The following is a 17,738-nucleotide window of genomic DNA, read 5'->3' on the forward strand; positions in this document are numbered from 1 at the left end:
TTGAAGATGGAAAAGGAAAGTGGTGGGAAGGCCTGAATCCAGCTGATCTGTATGGATTACCACCAGGGCAAAGAACTCCTGAGTATATCGAAAGCGTCAAGCAAAACTGGGTGCTTCGTCACACCGAATTGGTAACAAAATACGATGTTGACATGCTTTGGTTTGATGGTTATGGATTCCCTTACAAAGAGTATGGCAAGCAGGTTTGCCAGAATTTCTTTAATCACAAGCTTCAGCAAAACGGAACAATTGACGCTGTTATTGCCGGAAAATTCTCGAACGAGCCGTCAACTGTTAAGGATATTGAGCGGGGAGGAGCCAGTGAAGTTTTGCCTTACCCCTGGCAGGGAATTACTACGCTTCGTACCTGGTTCTACAAAGAAGATACAGACCGGATGGAGTACAAGCAAAACGCCAGAACCATAATTGAATTGCTGGCCGATTACATGAGTAAAAACGGAAACTTGTTGCTTAATGTCGAACTCTTGGCTGATGGAACCATTCCGGCAGAACAAAAGGTGATGTTGGATGATATTGGCGCTTGGGTTAACCTGAACAGTGAAGCCATTTATGCGAGTAAGCCTTGGCTGATTTATGGCGATAACCTTAATTCGTATTTGAAGCTTGCGGATGATGGTACCGATGAAACGGATCTGGCAGCCTTGCAAGAACAAAAGAAATCGGCTCATTTCAATGAGAGAACCGCAGCAAGCCCAGCTTATGGGCATGACGAAGTACGATATGTAACCAATAACAAGGCCTTGTATGTGATTGTGTTGAATCCTGCAAAGGGCGATATTGTTCTTCCATCTTTGGGGTTGAATTCAACCCAGAAACCTGGAAAGATAACTTCGATCAAGATGATTGGAGGAAAAGATTCGATTAAATTTCGACAGGGACAAGAACAGCTTATTCTCTCGGTTCCAGGTAAACGCCCCAATAAGTATGCGACGGTGTTCAAATTAGAAGGAGTTTTATAACCAGATGAAATTATTTTACTAAAGATTGAAATTTAAAATACAATTACGACTCAATTACTACGAATGAAAAAGATTAATTTATTACTAATTGGCTTGATGCTTGTAGTGGCAGGATTTGCTCAATCGCACCCGGACAAGTTGTTCTTTAAGGACCGGCTGGAGAAGCTCTCTGAGGATAACTTGTTTAAAACAGAGGGCTACTACAACTGGTGTTCCTCCATCATTAAGGGAGAAGATGGTAAGTATCACCTGTTTTATTCGCGTTGGCCTAAAAAGTACACGTTTTTGAGCTGGCTGACTCACTCGGAGGTGGCACATGCTGTTGCCGACTCGCCAACTGGGCCTTGGAAATATAAGGAAACGGTGCTGCAAAGCCGGGGAAAAGGCCATTGGGATGCCATTACGGTGCACAATCCCAAAATCAAAAAGTTTGATGGCAAATACTATCTCTACTATGTAGCAACGAACATGGGCGACGAGGATTACACCGATGAGGATTTGGTAGAAATGGCCCGTGTTGGGTACAGTCACCCAAACTGGAAAAAGTACCTGCGTCCTAACCAACGCACAGGAGTGGCTGTTGCAAACTCAATAAATGGTCCATGGAAACGAATGGACCAACCCTTGATTGAGCCTTCAGGACCAATTACCACTTTAACGGTAAATCCGGCAATTACCCAAGGAAAAGACGCTAAATACTACTTGATTGTCAAAGGGGATAAACCCAATGAAACCCGTTTTATTCGCAATCAGGCAATGGCCATTTCTGATTCGCCTGTTGGGCCGTTTGTCATTCAGGAAAAGCCGGTGATTGATTACCTCGACACCGAAGACATGTCGGTGTGGTACGATGCCAAACGCGATTATTTTTATGGAGTGTTTCATGCACATTCTTTTATCGGAATGGTTAGTTCTCCGGATGGAGTGAACTGGAAGAAGGCAACGGAATATGTTCTGACTCCGAAGAAATTGGAGATGAATGATGGCAATTTGCTGGTTCCTGATCGTTTGGAACGTCCGTTTGTTTATCTGGAGGATGATGAACCTCAGGTGCTTTCGTTGGCCGTAAAGAAGGGTGATGAGGCCTACATCGCATTTGTTCCGGTAAAACAGCAGAAACGTCCGGTTCCCAATAAGCGTCAGCAAGCGTGGCAGGAAGCTGAGTTAGGAGCCGTTTTTCATTACGACTTGCATGTGTTTGATGGCAAGAAATACGGACAAGGTGGTAACCGGATTGATCCGGTCACCGATTACCAGGTTTTCAATCCAAAGAATTTAGATACCGATCAGTGGATAAAAGCGATTAAGGATGCTGGTTTTACCTTTGCTATTCTGACAGCCACACACGAAACTGGCTTTGCGCTTTACCAATCGGATGTGAATCCTTATTGTATGAAAGCCCTGAAGTTTCAGGATGGAAAGGGCGATTTGGTTCGCGACTTTGTGAATTCGTGCCGTAAGTACGGAATCAAGCCAGGGATTTACCTGGGGATTCGCTGGAACTCGTTTGTTGGTGTACACGACTTTAAAGTCAATGGTGAAGGAGCTTTCCGTGAGAACCGGCAGAAGTGGTACAACCAAATGGTAGAAGGCATGGTTAAAGAGATTTGCACCAACTATGGCGAGTTGTTTGAAATTTGGTTTGATGGAGGTGCTGATCATCCTGCCAATGGTTCGCCGGATGTTTTACCCATCGTTCAGCAGTATCAACCCAACTGCTTGTTCTATCACAATAAGCAGTTGGCCGAAGCGCGCTGGGGAGGTTCTGAATCAGGAACGGTTGCCTATCCTTGTTGGTCAACTTTCCCGTATTACTCTACCGGAGCAGGAGAGTCGGCTCATCAATCGATTGGGAAAAACAACTTCCAGTTATTGAAAGAGGGCGATCCAAATGGAGCTTATTGGATGCCAGCCATGTCTGATGCCCCTTTGAGAGGCTACAACGGGCGGCATGAATGGTTTTGGGAGCCAGGAGATGAAGCACATATCTTCCCAGTGGAGAACCTAATGGAGATGTACTACAAGTCTGTTGGACGAAACTCCACATTGATTATGGGATTGACTCCAGACCCTGATGGCGTGCTTCCCGAGCCGGATGTTCAACGACTGAAAGAATGGGGAGATGAAATCAAGCGTCGTTTTGAAACGCCTGTGGCTCAAACGAAAGGAGAGGGCAAAAAACTTGTGTTGAAATTATCTAAGGCCCAACCAATAAATCATGTGATTATTCAGGAAGAGATTGCTTTGGGAGAGCGGGTACGCCGCTACAAAGTAGAAGGTTTGGTGAAGGGAAAATGGACTAAACTTTGTGAAGGACAGTCGATTGGTCAAAAACGAATTCAACAGTTTGAACCCGTTGAATGCTCTAAAATTCGCTTAACGATTGAGCAATTCGAAGAGCTTCCTTCGATTAAGAACTTCGCTGTTTATCAGGTTGACTAAAAACACGTCGATGAAACGATACTCATTCGCACTAATCATCAGTTTGGTGATTAGTTGCTTTATTTCTTATGCTGACGATTGCTTACCGGATAGACAAGCTGGTAAGCAATTGAGCATGCCAACAGTTGACTGGGAAGGGGCAAAAAGCCAGTGGAAAGGCTTTGACCGTTATGATTTTGTTTTCTTTCCGGAGGAGCAAAAGGTTGGACTGCCTGGTCGAAGTGCTGATGGAGGTGGTCTTTCTGCCCGGATCGTCGTTCCAAAAGTTGCTTTGCCCGGAAATCCCTGGGTGTGGCGAGCACGCTTCCCGGATTGGCATACAGAAATGGACAGTATCTTGCTCAGCGAAGGATTTTACATTGCTTACATTAATACAAACAACCAATATGGCAGTCCGGCGGCTGTTGACAGCTGGAATCAATTCTATGAGTATTTGGTGAATCAGCATCAGTTGTCCCGAAAAGTTGCGTTGGAAGGCGTTAGCCGGGGCGGTCTGTTCATTTACAATTGGGCTAAGCAGAACCCGGAGAAAGTGAGTTGCATTTATGCCGAAGCTCCGGTTTGCGACTTTAAGAGTTGGCCCGGTAGATTTGGTAAAGGGCAGGGGAGTGCTGCCGATTGGGAACGCTTAAAGCAGGAGTATGGCTTTGCATCGGATGAAGAGGCCTTGAACTATGCGAACAATCCTATGGACAACCTGGAGCAGCTTGCTCTGGCTAAAGTGCCTGTTATGCATATGATCGGCTTGAAAGATGAAGTTGTTCCTCCTAAAGAAAATACCTTCCTGCTTATTGATCGGTATGTGAAGTTGGGGGGACCGGCAACGATCATTCCTTGTACCCGGGGTGAACAGAAACTGTTTGGGCATCATTTCCCAATTGAAACACCGGAGTTGGGGGCACAATTTATCCTTCAGCATACCGAGTTGCCCGCCAAAGTACTGGATGCTACCCAGTATCATCGGCTTCGAAGCGGATTGAAGAACAGTCAGATTAAGTTTGAGCGGGAAAAGAAAGGACGGGTGGCGTTTTTGGGTGGTTCAATCACCTACAATGGTGGTTGGCGCGATAGCATTTGCAACTATCTGCAAACGCGTTTTCCCGATACGGATTTTGAGTTTATTGCAGCGGGCATCCCTTCCATGGGGACTACGCCGGCTGCCTTTCGACTGGAGCGCGATGTGTTGGCCAACGGGCCGGTTGACTTGCTGTTTGAAGAGGCTGCTGTGAATGATGCCTCCAATGGGCGAAGCGATGAGGAGCAAGTAAGAGCAATGGAAGGTATTGTTCGTCATTTAAAAAAGAGCAATCCGGCGATTGATTTGGTGATCATGCATTTTGTGGATCCCGATAAGATGGAGACTTACCGCCAGGGAGAAGTGCCTAAAGTAATTCAGAATCACGAAAAAGTGGCTGCCCATTACGGAATTTCTACCATAAACCTGGCCAAAGAAGTAACCGACAGGATTGATGCCGGTGAGTTTTCCTGGGAAGAAGATTTTAAAAACCTGCATCCTTCGCCATTTGGACAGCAGGTTTATTATCGATCAATGAAGCAACTGCTGGATCGAGCCTGGAGTGGCTTTGTGGCCGAAGATGACAAGCTCACCAGTTACTCGATGCCCGATCCGATTGACTCGGATAACTATGGCAATGGAAAGCTTGTTGCTGTTGAAAAGAAGCAGGAAGGGAAAGGCTGGCTGTTTGTGCCCAGCTGGAAGCCCAAGGACAACAAAGGAACCCGGGCAAACTATGTCAACGTACCCATGTTGGTTTGCGAAAAACCATCAGGTATCTTGAAGTGGAACTTTGAAGGGAATACCGTTGGAATAGCCGTTGCGGCAGGTCCCGATGCAGGGACGATCGAATACCGCATTGATGGCGGCAGCTGGCAGCAACTGGACTTATTTACGCGTTGGAGTGCGCATTTACACCTTCCTTGGTATTACACCTTGGCAACCGGGCTGGATGACGGAAAGCATGTGCTGAGAATCCGAGTCTCCGCAGAAAAGAACAAGCAAAGCACGGGGAATGCATGCCGAATCAGGTATTTCTATTGCAGCGATTAAGGTGGTTCTGTTGGGCAACTTGTCCTTTTGGCTTGATCCAAAAGAACGAAAAGATCAAGGCATGACGATGCTTTTGAAGGAAAACTACGGATCAGTCACTCCCCGAAAACCAACTCCTCCCGCTGGTCGTCAAACAGGGTTTTCTTAGCGAGTACCTACGCAAACTCCTTCCTTTGTTTTCTGGTTCAAAACCCTCGTAGGCCGTTCCTTTTTCCAATAATTCTAATTCGAACTCGTGCCTTCGTCGGATTTAGCGTCTTCCTGAGCTTGGTTCAGGATCTGTTTCCCATCGTTCTTTTTAATCCCAATTTCTCAATCACTCACCCATTTCTCCTCCTATTCGAGGAGGAGTGGCACCGATTGATCGGTGTCGAGGTGGTTTGCTTTATTTTCATATGAGTGTAAGATTCGATTCGTGCTTAACCCTTCCGGTTCCGATGATCGGAACCACCTTCCCTTGAGAAAGGGAAGGAAACCCAAGCACAGGCTTTATCGCAGATCAGCAAAATTATTTTTGCCAGCAACAGGGCATCCGACTTTTCTCAAATCTCTGAAGTTCTCACCCCTTGGAAGAACCACCTTTTTCAAAGTTTCAAACGTTGGAAAAGGTTTGATCTCCATTAAACCAACTTGTCCTTTTGGCTTTGATCCAAAAAGGACGAAAAGATCAAGGCTAACGATGCTTTTGAAGGAAAACTACGGAGCAGTCACTCCCCGAAAACCAACTCCTCCCGCTGGTCGTCAAACAGGGTTTTCTTAGCGAGTGCCTGCGCAAATTCCTTCCCTTGTTTTCTGGTTCAAAACCCTCGTAGGCCAATCTTTTCTCCATGTTCTGATCATTGGACGTTGAATCCATGCATTCGCGGTAAATTGTTGAATGCCCTTTTCCCTCCTGGTCAGGAGGAGTACTTTCACTCAAGGCGAAAGGGAGGTGGTTGTTTGGAAGGCTTGCCAGCGATGCCCGGCAACCAAATGTTCACGAACAAAGGCTTGCCGATGATGACTGGCAACCAAATGTTTCTGAGCAAAGGCTTGCCGACGATGACTGGCATCAGAATGTTTCTAAACAATAGCTTCCCAACGATGCATGGCATACCCCTGTTTCGGTTCGAAAGCTTGCCAGCGGTGACCGGCAGCAAAATGTTGACAAACAAAAGCCTGCCAGCGGTGCCCGGCAACAAATTGTTGACGAACGAAAGCCTGCCAGTGGTGCCCGGCAACAAATTGTTGGCAAACAAAAGCTTGCCGACGATGGCTGGCAACAAAATGTTGGCGTACGAAAGTTTGCCAGCGACCGATGGGGAGCTCTATATGTCAGTACATTAGCATACTTTTAGCGTGGGGCGTTTTTCTGAAAGGCGCAGTTGACGGGGCAAGTGGGTTGTGGAATGAAAAATGCCGGAGAGAAAGGATTTGCGCTTGGTTAAACAACCTAGTGAAATGCGTGACAAACTGAAACGAACAGCCCCCTTATTTAAGCCAAGCGGTAAGGAGGAGCAAGCTGGGGTAAATCTAAAAGCCGATGGTTAATATGTTATCTAAAATCAAGGATACCGAACTATATTTTCTATATTTAAAGTGATCTATTCAATAAGCCCAAATACATGGTAGATAGATGATCAGATAAAAAGTTCGCATTCATTGAAAAACACAGAATCACCAGATGAGTAAATTTGAAGGAATAGATGATTTTATGAACAGTCTTACTCCAGAGCAAATCGAAGAAGGGAATAAGAAACAAGAGGCTGAAAACAAAGAAATGTATCTTGAATTTTCAGATGCATACTCTAAAGGATGCTGCTTTCTATGCGGAATGAAATTGGATTATTTTAATCCTTCTGAAACTTGTTTTCATTGGTTTTTAAAACCCTCAGACATAAAGAAAAAGCATTTCAAAGATTACTTATTTGAATATATCGGATTTTTTAAGTTAGAAAGTTATTTTAGGTGGTTGGCACATATAGAAAAACCATTTAGAAACATTAATGACCTAAAATGTGAGACAACAGAATCGAAATTGCTTGAAACAACGATTAAGTATAAAAATATTGAGTGGACATTAACATATGGACAGTCAGACCTTGAAGGTCATAAAGGTTCTCAGAATGCAGACTTTCCTCACTTTCATCTTCAAATGTTAGTTGATGGATTACCTTTTATTAGATTTAATGACTTTCATATACCTTTTTCCAAAGAGGATTTATTCAATATTGAATTACTTAAACAAGACAACGTTTTGTTTCTGAATTCGCAAGCACCAGGTATGACTGATATATTGGAAAATTCTGAAATGCTAGAAATAATTGAAGAATATTGCACTGTTCCCGAGAATGAAGAAGATGCTTCTTTGAATTTTGGAACAATGATTCAAATGCCCGAGGGAAAAACAATGTCGGGAGAAGAAATTGCTGAAATATTTGAAGAAAGTAAACGGACTAGAAGACCAGTAAGACATTTAATGAAAGAACATTTTCTTGATGCGAGTATTGTATCGGAAGTTACACCTGCTGATGGTGTTCCTGAAAAGAAAAAAAGAATGAAAAGATAACAGTGTACATATGGAGGCCGGGGGGACGCCAAGTGCAGATTCTCGTTTCGCTGTTCTGTGTCCTTCGGACAGGAACACTCTCCGAACCCCACTAAATAATATATGCAACCATTAGGGAAGGTGTAGCAAAGTCACAACCAAAGCAAACAGCAAGTTTTTAATATGAATAAAATTGATATAGCTTTTGATTTTCGACAAGACAGTAAGTGTGGTGACCCCGATACCGACAGTCAAAAATTGTATGAAGCTCATAGTTTACTATGGAGTAAAATGTTGCCTTGTGGAAAAACTCTTGATTTGGAAATCCTGGGCCGCAGTGCTGGGAGATTACTTATAAAAAATAATTTATGTGATAATTTGTCGAGTGATAGAATGTGTCCGCATTTTGACGGAAAATATAAAGGTAGATTTGATGGTTGGTTGGATGACTTGGAGAGGGCAGAATTAAAATATAAAGTTAGGACTATTGGTGGGCATATAGTCTTTCCTGCTCATAGTAAGAATGGGTTTACTATCAATCAAGCGAGGGGAGTGAACAGGAAAATTTGCGACAGGTTTGATCTTACTTTGGAGTGTATAAGACGCTTTTATGAAGAAGAGAAAAGTCCACTTTATGACACACTCATGAGATACAAAGATTTTTTTGATTTGTTTGTTGACTTCTGCGGTTACGTCGATTTCTTTATGTTACAGGATTTTGTTCGCAATAAGGATCAAATAAATTTTTCGTTGCCATTTGACAATTTTAATCGTCCAGCATTACCTCAAACCGTTGACGAATATAAAAGATATAAAACCCAAACTATAGATTTGATGGATAGTCGAAACAAGAGAATCTTGGAAAGCTCCTATGAAGAGGAATAAAAAGCCAAGATTATGACTGTCAATTCCTGTTAGCTTAATCTCTATGGCTTTTTAGAGCCTCTTTTTATTGTTTTAGAAAAACAAGGAGTTAATTTTAGGGGCCTATTGAACCGATTTGATTACGAATGCCAGGTAATTGAATCAAAACCCATACACGATAAATGTCTAGAATCTGAAAATCAAACAATCGATTATTATTACTACTACTTATGAAAAACTCAATGAACCTTTTTACACTACTCGTTTTAGTGCTCTGTGTTTCTTGTACGAAGCCGCAGAAAGAGCCTGTTAAAATTTGGTATGATCAACCGGCAGATGCTACGGTTGCCGATGATCCCAATGGATGGAAAGATGATCCTCAGTGGTTAAGTGCCTTACCGTTGGGAAATGGCTCCCTGGGCGCCATGGTTTTTGGTGATGTTCACCAGGAGCGGATTCAGCTAAGCGAAGAGAGCATGTGGTCGGGAAGTGTGGATGAAAATGACAACCCGGAGGCAGGTAAATACCTCGGTGAGATTCGTCGCCTTTTGAATGATGGAAAGTACAAAGAGGCGACAGCATTAACCAATCAGACCCAAATCTGTAAAGGAAAAGGAACCGGGCATGGCAATGGGGCAGAAGTCCCCTTTGGATGTTTCCAGACACTGGGCGATTTACGCATCGACTTTGACAAAAAGATGCCCTACGATAACTATTATCGGGAGCTGGATTTAGCGGATGCGATCGCCCGCGTGACTTACGTTCAGGATGGGGTGACTTTTCAAAGAGAAGTTTTTGTTAGTCAACCTGATCAGGTGATGGTCGTTCGCTTAACGGCAGACAAACCCGGACAGCTTTCTTTTAGTTGTGAACTGGATCGTACAGAGCGTTTCAAGACCTATGCCGAAGGCGATGAGCTGATCATGAGCGGAGCGCTTAGTGATGGTAAGGGAGGCGAAAACCTGCACTACATGGCTCGCTTAAAAGCCATTGCCGATGGCGGAACGGTTCGATTGAACGATGCGGGTTTGACGGTGAAGGATGCCGACGAAGTAACACTTTTGTTAGCCGCATCAACGGATTATGTGTTGGATTATCCCCTGTTCAAAGGGCGCGACTATGCAGCCTTAACGAGCAAGCGACTTCAAGCCGCTTCTGAAAAGAGTTATCAGGATTTGAAACAAGCCCACCTGAATGAATATCAAAGCTATTTTAACCGGGTGAGTTTGGACATTACACCAGAAGAACTGACCGCTATTCCAACGGATGAGCGATTGGCGGCCTTCAAGGAAACAAAAAGTGATCCACACCTGGCTGAGTTGTTGTTTCAATATGGTCGTTACCTGATGATTGCGTCCTCGCGCCCCGGAACCTTACCGGCCAACTTGCAAGGTCTTTGGGCCAACAAAATTCAAACGCCCTGGAATGGCGATTACCACACCGATGTGAATGTGCAAATGAATTACTGGCCGGTAGAGGTGACCAACCTTTCGGAAATGCATCTGCCCTTGTTTGACTTTATTGAAATGATCTCGGAGCCAGGAGAGAAAACGGCTTACACACAATATGGTATGAATGGCTGGGTGGTACACCCGGTTGCGAATGTTTGGGGCTATACCTCGCCGGGCGAAAGTGCCAGTTGGGGCTTACACTCTGGTGGTGGTGCCTGGATCAGTACCCATATTTTTGAGCATTACGCTTTTACGGGCGATGAGGCTTTCTTAAAGCGCATGTATCCTGTACTTGAAGGTTCTGTTTTGTTTTACCTGGATTGGCTGGTTGAAGATCAAGAAACCGGGAAACTGGTATCAGGTCCGGCTGTTTCACCGGAGAATACGTTTATTGCCCCCGATGGAAGCCGCAGCCAAATTAGCATGGGGCCAACGCACGACCAACAAGTGATCTGGCAGTTGTTTGCCGATTACGTTCATGCTTCACAGATTTTAGGCATTGAAAAGGAACTGGTAGGGACAGTCGCAAAAGCACAAGCAAAACTGGCCGGATCAAAAGTTGGTTCGGATGGTCGATTGATGGAGTGGGCCGAAGAGTTTCCGGAGGTAGAGCCCGGGCATCGCCATATTTCGCATTTGTTTGCCATGCATCCGGGTGCTCAGATTAATTTTGAAAGCGCTCCCGAGTTGATGGAAGCAGCCCGTAAGTCCTTGGATCATCGCATAGCCAATGGAGGAGGCCACACGGGCTGGAGTGCAGCCTGGCTGATTAATCAATATGCACGTCTGCATGATGGCGACAAAGCCAAGGAGAGCTTGAACACGGTATTGGCCAAGAGTACTTCTCCAAACTTATTCGGGCAGCATCCACCGTTCCAAATGGATGCCAATTTTGGTTCAACGGCCGGTATTGCCGAAATGCTACTTCAAAGTCATGCGGGGTATATCGACTTGCTGCCAGCCTTACCTTCTACCTGGGCAACTGGTAAAGTTGAAGGATTAAAAGCACGGGGTGGCTTCATCGTGGATATTGACTGGCAAAACGGTCAATTGATTCAGGCAACAATAACATCGCTGAATGGACTGCCGGTAAAACTGAAATATGGAAATAAGCTGATTGAGCTGGAGCAAACGGAGAAAGGCCAAAGCTATCCATTCGATTCAAACATGCAACTAATGAATTAATCTACCTGACGATGAAACGAATCTTGTTTACACTTTGCATTGTTCTGGTTGTCGCAACAACCAGCATGGGCCAGAAATCACAGAAAAGCTTATGGCCTGTTTCTTCTGAAAAACCCAACAAACACCAACTTGAGCAAATTGAGCGAAAGTATGGCATGTTCATCCATTTTGGCATAAATACGTTTCATGACATGGAATGGACTGATGGATCGAAGCCTGTTGAATCGTATCAACCAACAGCCATTGATGCGGACCAATGGATTAAAACGGCCAAAGATGCCGGAATGAAATATGTGATCCTGATTACGAAGCACCATGATGGCTTTTGCCTTTGGGATAGCGAATATACCGAGTACGATGTGGCGAATTCGGGGAACACCACCAATGTTGTTGAAGCTGTAGCCAAAGCGTGTAAGAAATACGACATTGGCCTGGGCTTATACTATTCGTTGTGGGATCGAAACCGGAACGGCGATGTGAAAGATGCCACGCTGGACGAAGCATACAATAACTACATGATTGATCAGCTAAACGAGTTGATGGATATGACCAAGCCGATCACGGAGATTGTTGAGTTTTGGTTTGATGGAGGTTGGCTGAAAGAAAATGACCGCTGGCCCGTTGCACGGATTTATGAAACCATCAAATCGCGCGAGCCACACTGTCAGGTAGGAATCAACTGGACAATTGGGCTGCCCGAAAATCCGGATCATCACCCCGTATATCCAAAGGATCAAAAAGAAGGATACCCCATTCGCTATTTCCCCAGTGACTTCCGCTTGGGTGATCCGTACTTGCCGGTTGCCAATGACCCGAAGGTATTTACGCATGATGGCAAAAAGTATTACATGCCATGGGAATCTACGGTATGCATTAGTCAGCGCTGGTTTTACAACACAACAGATACCACGTTTAAATCGATTAATGAGTTGGTTAAGCTCTACGAGCAAGCAACAGCGCAGGATAACATTCTGATCTTAAATTGTCCGCCTAATCGCGAAGGGCGGCTAAGAGATCAAGATGTGGCGTTATTGCTGGAACTAAAAAAACACATCCAGTTGCCGGAATAGTATTCTCTTTGGGTTTAAGAATAAGAAAGTCCCCATGCATTGTCAGAAGAAATCTGCTTGCATGGGGATTTTTATTGAAATGAGGTATAAATCCAAAAACTGAAAACCCATATCTTTGATTTAAGAAAGGACCATTTAAGGATTAGCCGGTTCTATAAATATTGAACGAAACAGTACCGAAGAATGAGATTGAATGTTAATCAGAAGCTTGGGATGCTCATGCTAGTTTTGCTGTTGTCAGTAGGAACTTTGCTGGGGCAGTCCAATAAGTTTAGAATGATTGAAATGAGAGGACACAGTGGTTCGCATTTGTATGGAGGCGAAACTTTGGGCGAGTTCCTTAAGTATGGCTATTCTTCCGGAGAATTACGACTGGGATGGCAGTCGGATGATGATTCGGAATGGTCGGCTAACTACGGGCAGCCGATGTATGGAATCGGCCTTTACAGTGGAAATATTGGGAATGCTGACGTCTTTGGAAATCCGAATGCCGTATTCGGATGGATGACTTTTCAAACCAGTAAACCTCATCGCCGTAATGTTTTTGAGATCAGTCCGGCTTTTGGATTAACCTATAACCTGGAACCCTACAACGAAGCAACAAACCCTCAGAATGATGCTATTGGCTCACGTTTTGCGGTCTATTTTAACATGAATGCTGGCTTTGCTTACCAGCTTACCCGCGAGCTGGACTTGACTTATGGGATGGATATTACGCATTTCTCCAATGGAAGGACTTTTGTACCGAATTGGGGCTTGAACATGCTGGGCTTTAATTTGGGGCTGCGTTATCATTACAATCGCCTGCAACAGCAGGTTGATCCCGGGCCGCATCCTAAAAATATTGTTGAAGCGCGTAGAAAACGCATTAGTAAACAGGCCAACGAGTTGATTGACCTGAATAGCCTGTCATTTTATGCAGCCATAGGAACGGTGCAAAACTATGCTGAGGATGGTATTGCCGAGGTAAATCGATATGCTGCTTACTCTTTTGTGTTAGACTACGAATATCGTTACAACACAATGATTTCTTTCTTGGCCGGATTCGACTTTTTTAGAGATGAAAGCTTGAAACCCAAGTATCCCGAATCAGCAGACCGTAATTTGTGGGGTGTTCATGGAGGTGCTGCCTATCACTTTTGGCGGTTGGCTATCCTTCTGGAAGCAGGAACTTACTTGGGAGATGATCGGGGGAAAGATCCGTTGTTTTTGCGTCCTGCTTTGCGATTTGACTGGACCCAACATGTGAAGTTGCAATTGGGCTTGAAAACCCGCAGAGGAGCAAGTGCCGATTGGATTGAAACCGGTGTTGTTTTAACGCCTTTTAGCTGGTAGATTCTTTTAAAAAATACCGAATTTCCCGGAGACCGCTTAATTAAGTTGTCCCGGAAAAATTCGGCTATTGTTTATTTGAGAAGAGAGTCTTTTTGAGTGCTCTGGCTTTAACTTACAATCCTGCCAGAATGATGAGGGCGATACCTGCAACAAAGAGTAAAAACATGGCCGTCAGCAGCCCTTTGGTATTTTCAGCTCCTTTAAATTCTTTCCAGATAAAAACGCCCCACAAAGCAGCAACTAAGGTTGCTCCTTGTCCGAGTCCGTACGAAATGGCAAAACCGGCTTTTCCTGCAGCCAGAATGCTAAAGGCCATCCCAATACACCAAATAATACCTCCCAGAATACCGGTGAAGTGTTCTTTTAAACTTCCTTTGAAATAGGTTGAATAACTTACTGGCGAACCTTCAAAAGGCTTTTTCATCAGTACCGTATTGAAGAAAAGGTTACTCAAAAGAACGCCTATCGAAAAGATGAAAACAGCAGTATAGGGGGTTAGTAACCCTGCTTCAGGATGTTCGAAGCTGGTCGCCATGGAACTGGCAACAAAACGGTAAAAAAGAGCCATTAGAATTCCTCCAACCACTGAAAGAGCAATCCCTTTCGTTGGGATTTTCATAGCTTGCGAAGCTTTTCGTTTGTAAGCCAGTGCATCCAAAACAATGGCAAGCATCACTAAGCCCACACCAACGAACAACCAAAGAGGATCGCCTTTTGGGGTGGCCACGTAGTTGATGATTACTCCAAGGACAAGGGCAATTCCAATACCTACAGGGAATGCAACAGACATTCCTGCGATGGAAATGGCTGCGGCGACCAGGATGTTTGCGGCATTGAAAATGATACCGCCAAGCAAGGCATTCCCAATGTGTTTGCTTTCGGCTTGCAACAGGTCGGGAATAAAGCTCCGGCCAAGTTCACCACTACTTCCGAGTGTAAGTCCAAACAACAGAGACATGATTACAATCCCCAGTACATAATCCCAGTAAAACAGTTCGAAACGCCAGGATTTTTCAGCAAGTTTTTGTGTGTTTGCCCACGATCCCCAGCAAATCATTGTCACAAAACAGAGGATAACGGCAATCGGATAGGTTTCAACAATATACATGGTCTACGTTTTTTTGAATTATTGTTAGGTTGTTTGATGTTCTATTCAGTGAAAGTCGGTTGTCTCAACTTCCTTGCGATAGGGAATTGAAGATTGTGCCCCAATTTTGGTGACACTCAAAGAGGCTGCCTGACATGCAAAGCGAACAGCTTCCGGAAGTTCCAATCCTTCTGAAATGGCAACTACTAAAGCTCCGTTGAATGTATCGCCAGCAGCTGTGGTATCCACCGCTTTAACAACGGGGGCAGGGATCATTTCTGAATGCGTTGGACTTAGTAAAAATGCGCCTGAAGCTCCCATCGTAATAATGACAATGTTAACGCCTTTAGCTCTTAATGCTTCTGCTGCTAATTGTGCTCTGCTTTTATCGGTCGCCCGGATCCCGGTAAGAAGCTCAGCCTCTGTCTCGTTTGGCGTAATGATAAAAAGGTTTTTGTAGAGCGCATCAGGCAGCGGGCTGGCTGGAGCTGGAGCCGGGTTCAGTACGACTTTTTTACCCAATGAGTTTGCTTTTTCAGCGATGTAAGACACCGTGTCAAGCGGCGTTTCCAGCTGAAGCAAGACCAGGTCTGCATCATTAAGCTCAGTTGCTGCCTGATCAACATCTTTTGGCGAAAGGGTGCCATTGGAGCCGGGTGCAACGACAATTGAGTTTTCTCCTTCAGCATCTACCGTAATCATGGCAACGCCACTGGGATGGTCCGAATCTGTTGCAACAAAGTTAATGCGGATGCCTTCATCTTCCAGAAGTTGCATGGCTTGCTTGCCAAAAATATCGTTCCCAATTTTACCCACGAAGGAAACGATGCCTCCTAATCTTCGGGCAGCTACAGCTTGATTTGCACCTTTACCACCGGGATTCATGAAAAAGCGTCCTCCTAAAATTGTTTCTCCGGGATCCGGGAATTTGCGGGTTTTGATTACCATGTCGGTATTGGAGCTTCCAACAACTAAGATTTTTTTCATCGGTTTAGATTATTGCCATGTTATTCTGATTGGTCAGAAACACGCGATTTTTTATTCTATCGTTTGATTCAGTTTTGAGTGAACTAAGTTAAGTTGATTCTGAATGGAAAAGAATCAATAGTTTTTATAATTTTAGGTTTTTAAATTACTCTATTATGTTTGTTTATATTTCTTTGTGATTCATTCATAGTTTGTTTATGTGTTATTGTTCGAGCTTTAAAATTATTATTTTAATCCTGTTTTATTGCAATGGCAAAAGTAGATACCTTGGTTTTACTGGTTAATTCACTAACCAAAGCTGAAAAGCGCGTTTTAAATCTAGCTCGGTCAAAAGGGGCCGATGAAAAAGACTATCAAATACTCTATCGGTTGTTGCAAAGTCAGCAAGGCGGTGGAGAGGAAGTTAGAGAGGCTTTTCTGAAACTTCGTCCCAAAGCTTCATTTGATTTGACCTGTCATTACCTGTATCGCTATGTTGTGCAGAAGTTGATTGCTTATGAAGCTGAGCAGGATGTTGAGAATCAGTTGCTGGACAGCTATCGGGAATGTAAGGTTTTGGTTGGTCGGGGACTGCATGATGAATGCTTCAAGCTGATTGCAAAATGCCGAACCAAAGCTGAATCCTATGAGAAGTTTGACCTCTGCGCTTTGTTTGATCGCTTGGAGTTGCAGTTGCTCAATCAGTTTGAATTTTGGGATTATTCGGAGGAAGAATTGGTTCGAAGAATGGGAAAACTGGAGTTGGCTGTTAAAAAGCAAAGGGCGATTGACAATCATTACTCGCTGTATCACCTTATTCGTCATCGCCAGTTCAATCAAGGACCAACTCGTACTGAGTGGGAGAAAGAGAAATTAAATGATTTAGCATTTAACGAATTACAAGCGAATGTGGGCTTGCTTAAAGATTCGTACGAAGCGCGTAAGGTGCATTTGCTTTTTCAGTCATCCTATTTCTGGATGACGGCCAATCCAAGGTCAAGTTTAAAGGTTTATTTTGAATTGAATGACTTGTTTGAATCGCATAAGCGGTATTGGAACTCGCCTCCGATTTTATACATGGAGCATCTTCGCGGTATTTTGAATAACTTGAGGTTGTTTGGTCGCTTCAAGGATATCCCGCATTTTATCGATAAGGCAAAAGCAGTTGTTCAGGAAGATTCGAGAGCGAAGTTAGCTGTTGCTCATCTTCGGTTTCTTTTTGAAAGCTATTTGTTAACCGACCAAAAACAATACGCAAAGGCTTGGACTCATCTGCAAGAAAATCAATCCATCCTAACGGAATTGAAGGCTGGACTGTCAGTTGCTTCTTATGCCGAACTGCAGCTGCAGTCAGCTTTTGTTTGCTATAAGAACGGTTTGTTTCGTGAAGCCATTAAAGAACTGGCTCCTTTGATGAATCTGGGGCGGACCATGGTTCAGCTCCCCAGTTATAATGCGGTTCGTCTATTGATGGTGATGATTCGTTATGACATGGGCGATTTTGAGTACTTGAGTTACGAAATTCGCTCTTTTGAACGTAATTTGAAAAACAAATCGGGGCTCAGAAAGAGCGAAGCGTTGATGCTGAAAACAATAAAGAAATTGCTGTTGACGAATGATCCGAGCAAACGGAGAGCAACAATTGAAAGTTGCCAGCACGAGCTTTCGATTTTGAAGCGGAATGCGAATGAATGGTTGTATATGGTTTCGCTTGATATGGATGGGTGGCTTGCTCGACAGGTTTGAAAAGGTCAATCGAAATT

Annotated in this window: 13 protein-coding genes; 11 read left to right on the plus strand and 2 right to left on the minus strand. The window is 44.2% G+C overall.

All coding sequences use genetic code 11. The features are described 5' to 3' along the window. From BM156_RS08505 to BM156_RS08550, 10 genes are all read left to right on the plus strand, one after another. On the plus strand, positions 1-980 hold a 980-nt coding region (locus BM156_RS08505), incomplete at its 5' end, for an alpha-L-fucosidase (protein WP_170846905.1). A gap of 63 nt (positions 981-1,043) precedes the next feature. Further along, positions 1,044-3,422 (plus strand): alpha-L-fucosidase, encoded by a 2,379-nt coding sequence (locus BM156_RS20760; protein WP_212733463.1) that lies wholly within the window; start codon positions 1,044-1,046, stop codon positions 3,420-3,422. A gap of 10 nt (positions 3,423-3,432) precedes the next feature. Next, a complete protein-coding gene (locus BM156_RS08515) occupies positions 3,433-5,490 on the plus strand; it encodes an SGNH/GDSL hydrolase family protein (RefSeq protein ID WP_093919442.1) in 2,058 nt (685 codons plus the stop codon). Then, complete coding sequence (locus BM156_RS20765) at positions 5,453-5,638, plus strand: hypothetical protein (protein WP_093919443.1); 186 nt, start codon at positions 5,453-5,455, stop codon at positions 5,636-5,638. Before BM156_RS08515 ends, BM156_RS20765 begins: the two co-directional genes overlap by 38 nt. A 791-nt stretch (positions 5,639-6,429) precedes the next feature. Next, entirely contained in the window at positions 6,430-6,816 is a 387-nt protein-coding gene (locus tag BM156_RS20685; protein WP_170846906.1) for a hypothetical protein, read from the plus strand. Positions 6,817-7,153: 337 nt separating this feature from the next. Next, positions 7,154-8,038 (plus strand): hypothetical protein, encoded by an 885-nt coding sequence (locus BM156_RS08530; protein WP_093919445.1) that lies wholly within the window; start codon positions 7,154-7,156, stop codon positions 8,036-8,038. A gap of 162 nt (positions 8,039-8,200) precedes the next feature. Continuing rightward, the gene (locus BM156_RS08535; protein WP_093919446.1) at positions 8,201-8,902 is read left to right on the plus strand and encodes a DUF6994 family protein; all 702 of its coding nucleotides are present in this window, start codon (positions 8,201-8,203) and stop codon (positions 8,900-8,902) included. A 221-nt stretch (positions 8,903-9,123) separates the two neighbouring features. Beyond that, positions 9,124-11,517 carry a glycoside hydrolase family 95 protein gene (locus tag BM156_RS08540; RefSeq protein ID WP_212733464.1) on the plus strand — a complete coding sequence of 798 codons (2,394 nt, stop codon included), beginning with the start codon at positions 9,124-9,126 and terminating at the stop codon, positions 11,515-11,517. A gap of 11 nt (positions 11,518-11,528) precedes the next feature. Continuing rightward, on the plus strand, positions 11,529-12,587 hold the full coding sequence (locus BM156_RS08545) for an alpha-L-fucosidase (RefSeq protein WP_093919448.1): 1,059 nt from the start codon (positions 11,529-11,531) through the stop codon (positions 12,585-12,587). Positions 12,588-12,770: 183 nt separating this feature from the next. Continuing rightward, positions 12,771-13,922 carry an acyloxyacyl hydrolase gene (locus tag BM156_RS08550; RefSeq protein WP_093919449.1) on the plus strand — a complete coding sequence of 384 codons (1,152 nt, stop codon included), beginning with the start codon at positions 12,771-12,773 and terminating at the stop codon, positions 13,920-13,922. Positions 13,923-14,034: 112 nt separating this feature from the next. On the opposite strand, the gene BM156_RS08555 is transcribed toward BM156_RS08550, so the two are convergent. Beyond that, entirely contained in the window at positions 14,035-15,030 is a 996-nt protein-coding gene (locus BM156_RS08555; protein ID WP_093919450.1) for a GRP family sugar transporter, read from the minus strand. Positions 15,031-15,075: 45 nt separating this feature from the next. After that, the gene (gene rbsK, locus BM156_RS08560; protein ID WP_093919451.1) at positions 15,076-15,996 is read right to left on the minus strand and encodes a ribokinase; all 921 of its coding nucleotides are present in this window, start codon (positions 15,994-15,996) and stop codon (positions 15,076-15,078) included. Positions 15,997-16,245: 249 nt separating this feature from the next. On the opposite strand from rbsK, the gene BM156_RS08565 reads away from it, so the two are divergent. Beyond that, complete coding sequence (locus BM156_RS08565) at positions 16,246-17,721, plus strand: hypothetical protein (RefSeq protein ID WP_093919452.1); 1,476 nt, start codon at positions 16,246-16,248, stop codon at positions 17,719-17,721. Positions 17,722-17,738 lie beyond the last annotated feature (17 nt).

It is taken from the genome of Sunxiuqinia elliptica (assembly GCF_900113005.1).
In the GTDB taxonomy this organism is placed as follows: domain Bacteria; phylum Bacteroidota; class Bacteroidia; order Bacteroidales; family Prolixibacteraceae; genus Sunxiuqinia; species Sunxiuqinia elliptica.